The sequence below is a fragment of the Nonomuraea sp. NPDC000554 genome, assembly GCF_040300065.1.
Lineage (GTDB): Bacteria > Actinomycetota > Actinomycetes > Streptosporangiales > Streptosporangiaceae > Nonomuraea.
This window is the reverse complement of record NZ_JBEPDC010000064.1, coordinates 1-3,907: the sequence shown is the minus strand read 5'-3', so window position 1 is coordinate 3,907 and position 3,907 is coordinate 1. Positions and strand designations below refer to the sequence as shown.

Genomic DNA, 3,907 nt, shown 5'->3' with positions numbered 1-3,907 from the left:
TCAACGACGTGCTGCCCAGCACCACCGAGGTCCGCGACATCGAAGGCCAGACCCACGAGATCGCCGCCAACGTCCTCGCCCCGATCGTGGACAAGCACTTCGCCGGCTGACCCCGGCACGCGGCCCGCGCCGGCCACTGGGCCGGTGCGGGCGGCACGGAACCGTGCCATGCGATCCGGGCCCGAATTCCGCCAAGAAGTAAAGCGCTCAAAATTGTTCGGGATCGCGCCTGGACAGGCCGGCCAATCAGTTGCGCATCTGCGAACTCGTCAAAGAGCGGCCGATAAAGCAGGAGGTTTGCCACTGCACATAGGAGCTTGAGGCATTATGCAGCGAGTCATAAAGTGGTCTTGGACCAGAACCTTTAGACCAGGATGGTGAGAAATGACAAGCAGCGAAGACTTAGAGCTCATAGCGTACAACCAGAAGATCATTGACGAGTTCCGCGCCAACGACGGAATAGTGGGCGGCGCATTCGAGGGCCTTCCCCTCCTGCTGATCACCACAAAGGGAAGGAAGAGCGGTGAGGACCGGGTAAGCCCGCTGTCCTACATCAACGACGACGCCCGCCTCGTCATCGCCGCCACGAACGTCGGTCGCGGCAAGAATCCCGGGTGGTACTACAACGTCCTCGCCAACCCCGACCTCACGGTCGAGATCGGGACCGACACCTACGAGGCGACCGCCGCGGAGGTCGACGGCGCGGAGCGCGACAGGCTGTGGGCGGGGCTGGTCGCGTCCAACCGGCGACTCGACAGGTACAAGTCCATGACGACCCGGGACATCCCCGTTCTCGTCGTCGAGCGCAAACCCGGCTGACCGGAACCTCTGGACGCCGGTTCGGGCCTGGTAACGGTCCGCCGTCGTCCGCGACTTCTTCGAGGCGACGTCACACGCCCGTTCGGCCGTGGTCCGGAACGCAGTGGCCTCGATCCCTTTCCACCAAGGAGTCGAGGCCACTCCGTCCATGCCGTTGCCGCGAGTGGCGACTCTGCGGCAAGGCGCACGTGCTGTGGGCGCTCGCCGCCTCGACCGCCGGGGCGACGCCCCGAGGGCCTTACCGCAACCGATCGACGCGAGCCGACAGCGCTGTCCACGAGCGACGGCTCCACCGGCTCGTCGCGTTCCCGACCAGCGCATCCCGCACGATCGGAGATGAGCCGGCGGGCACAGTCCCCAAGAATTGCTCCCGCGTTTCCCGAGGCCGAGGAGGCTGGCATGATAGGCGATCTGGACGGAACGGCCGCGCAACTGTGGTCGATGGCCGGGCTGGGCACGCCGATGGCGGTACGGGTGGCGGCCACGCTGCGCGTCGCCGACCACATCGTCGCGGGCCGGCAGACGGTGGCGGAACTGGCACAGGCGTGCGGCGCCGACGCGGACGCGCTGGAGCGGTTACTGCGCTACCTGACCGTGCGCGGGGTGTTCGAGCGCGACGAGGCCGGCCGGTACACCCTCACCCCGCTCGGCCGGCCGCTGTGCGAGGACCACCCGTCCGGCGTGCGCGCCTGGTTCGACATCGACGGGATGGGCTGGGGCGAACTGTCCTTCGTGGAGCTGCTGCACAGCATCCGCACCGGCGAGGCGGCGTTCCCGAAGCGCTACGGCCAGCCGTACTGGGAGGCCCTGGCCGCCGACCCGGCGCGTACGGCCTCGTTCAACGCCCTGCTCGGCGCCGACGTGGCCGCGCGCGCCCCCGGCGTCGTGGCCGGCTTCGGCTGGGCCGCGCTCGATCACATCGTGGACGTCGGCGGCGGTGACGGTTCCCTGCTGGCCGCGATCCTGACCGCGAACCCCGCACTGCGTGGCACGGTGGTCGACCTGCCCGAGGCGACGCGGACCGCCCAGAAGGCGTTCGCCGACGCCGGCCTCGACGGCCGCGCCGACACCGTCGCCGGCAGCTTCTTCGACCCCCTGCCGCCGGGCGCCGACGCCTACCTGCTGTCGCTGATCCTGCACGACTGGGACGACGACCCGGCGACCGCGATCCTGCGCCGCTGCGCGGAGGCCGCCGGCGCGACCGGGCGGGTGCTGGTGATCGAGTCGATCGGCGAGGGCGAGGAGAAGCACACCGGGATGGACCTGCGCATGCTGTGCCTGTACAAGGCCCGCGAGCGCGGCGTCGCCGAGTTCACCGCACTCGCCGAACGCGCAGGGCTGCGGCGCACCGCGGTGCACCAGGCCGGCCCGTCGGCGATCATCGAGCTGCGAGTGGCGTGAGCATGGATCCGCGCGCCGCGTTCGAGGCGCTGGGCACCAGGGAAGGCCGGCAGGACCCGTATCCGTACTACGACGCGATCCGGGCGCACGGCAACCTGGTGCCCGTGAAGAAGGGCAGCCTGGTCGCGGTCGGCTACCGCGAATGCACGCGGGTGCTGCGGGAGCCGGCCCTCCAGGTGCAGGACGGCACCGCGTTCGACCGGGTGTATCCGGACTGGCGCTCGCATTCGTCGGTGTGCGCGTTCACCGACTCCATGCTCTACAGCAACCCGCCGAAGCACACCCGCCAGCGCGGCATGGTCAACGCCGACTTCACGCCGCAGCAGGTGGCCCGGATGCGCCCGGTGATCGAGGACATGACCACGCGGCTGCTGGACCGGATCGCCGATCTCGGCGCCGACGGGTCCCCGGTGAACCTCATGGACGAGTTCGCGTCCCGGCTGCCCATCGCCGTGGTCAGCGCCATGCTCGGCTTCGACGCGGACCGTCAGGTGTGGTTCCGCGACATCGCGTCGGCGATCGCGGTGTCGACCGACGGCTTCACCGACCCGGCCGCCCTGGCCACCGCCGACGCCGCCATGGACGAGCTTGCCGACCACTTCGGCGACGTGATCACGCGCAAGCGCGGTTGTCCGGCGGCCGACATCGTCAGCGCGCTCGTGCGTCTGCACGACGCCGCCAAGCTCAGCCACGACGAGCTGATCGGCAACATGATGCTGCTGCTCACCGCCGGCTTCGAGACGACGGCGTTTCTCATCGGCGACGGCGCGCTGATGGCCATCGGCAATCCGCACTACGCCGCCCGCCTGCGCACCCAGCAGCCGTTCGCGGCGGCGTACGTGGAGGAGGTCCTGCGCTTCGCGCCGCCGGTGCACGTCACCAGCCGCTGGGCCGCCGCTGATGTGACCCTGTTCGACCAGCACATTCCGGCCGGCTCCCGGGTTGTCGTCCTGCTCGCCGCGGGCAATCGTGACCCCCGTCGCTATCCCGACCCCAACCGGTTCGACCCCGACCGCGCCAACAGTCAACCGTTGAGTTTCGGCGGTGGCGTTCATTTCTGTCTGGGCGCGGCCCTGGCCCGGTTGGAGGCCCAGACCGCCCTGCCCATGCTGGCCCGTCGCTTTCCCCAGATCATGCTCGCGGACACGGCGACCTATCGCGACCGGTGGGTGATCCGTGGCCTGCGCACGCTCCCCGTGACCACCGGCCGCGCCGTTACGGCATCGCGTCGCTGAACCGCGGCCGTCGCGCCGAGGGCGATCGAAACCCGCCTCGCCGCCCAGCCTGCCGTGGTAGCGTGCGCTTGATCGGCTGCACCACACCGGACGGGCTGACCCGTTTCCCCCGGCCGAGTCAGCAGTAGGTGAAGATCCCGCACAAGAACCCGCGGGACATCCGGTTCGTGGACGCACTGCCGGAGACGCCGTCTGGCAAGATCGACTGCAACACGTTGCGACCACTCAGCTGAGTGACAGTCACATGACAGCAATCTGGAAGATGCGGCGCCAACCCCGGCCGGACAATCTAGTTCGCCGACGGTTGGTACCGAATTGGTGAAAGAGGCTTACTTCATGCACACAGTCACGTCGAGCGACGGCACCACCATAGCGTTCGAGAAGGTGGGTCAGGGGCCGCCCGTCATCCTGGTCGACGGCGCGTTCGTCTACCGCGCCATCGACCCCTGGGC

The 3,907-nt window shown here is 69.2% G+C and carries 3 protein-coding genes; all 3 read left to right on the top strand.

Going from position 1 to position 3,907, the window contains the following annotated elements; genetic code table 11:
- The first annotated feature begins 384 nt into the window (after positions 1 to 384).
- The 3 genes from ABT294_RS50595 to ABT294_RS50585 all read left to right on the top strand — a co-directional run bounded on the left by ABT294_RS50595 (position 385) and on the right by ABT294_RS50585 (position 3,455).
- Positions 385 to 819: a nitroreductase family deazaflavin-dependent oxidoreductase gene (locus ABT294_RS50595; RefSeq protein ID WP_350813726.1), complete on the top strand. Its 435-nt coding sequence runs from the start codon at positions 385 to 387 to the stop codon at positions 817 to 819.
- Between the two features lie 399 nt (positions 820 to 1,218).
- Entirely contained in the window at positions 1,219 to 2,220 is a 1,002-nt protein-coding gene (locus ABT294_RS50590; protein WP_350813725.1) for a methyltransferase, read from the top strand.
- 2 nt (positions 2,221 to 2,222) lie between these two features.
- Positions 2,223 to 3,455 (top strand): cytochrome P450, encoded by a 1,233-nt coding sequence (locus ABT294_RS50585; RefSeq protein WP_350813727.1) that lies wholly within the window; start codon positions 2,223 to 2,225, stop codon positions 3,453 to 3,455.
- Positions 3,456 to 3,907: the final 452 nt, after the last annotated feature.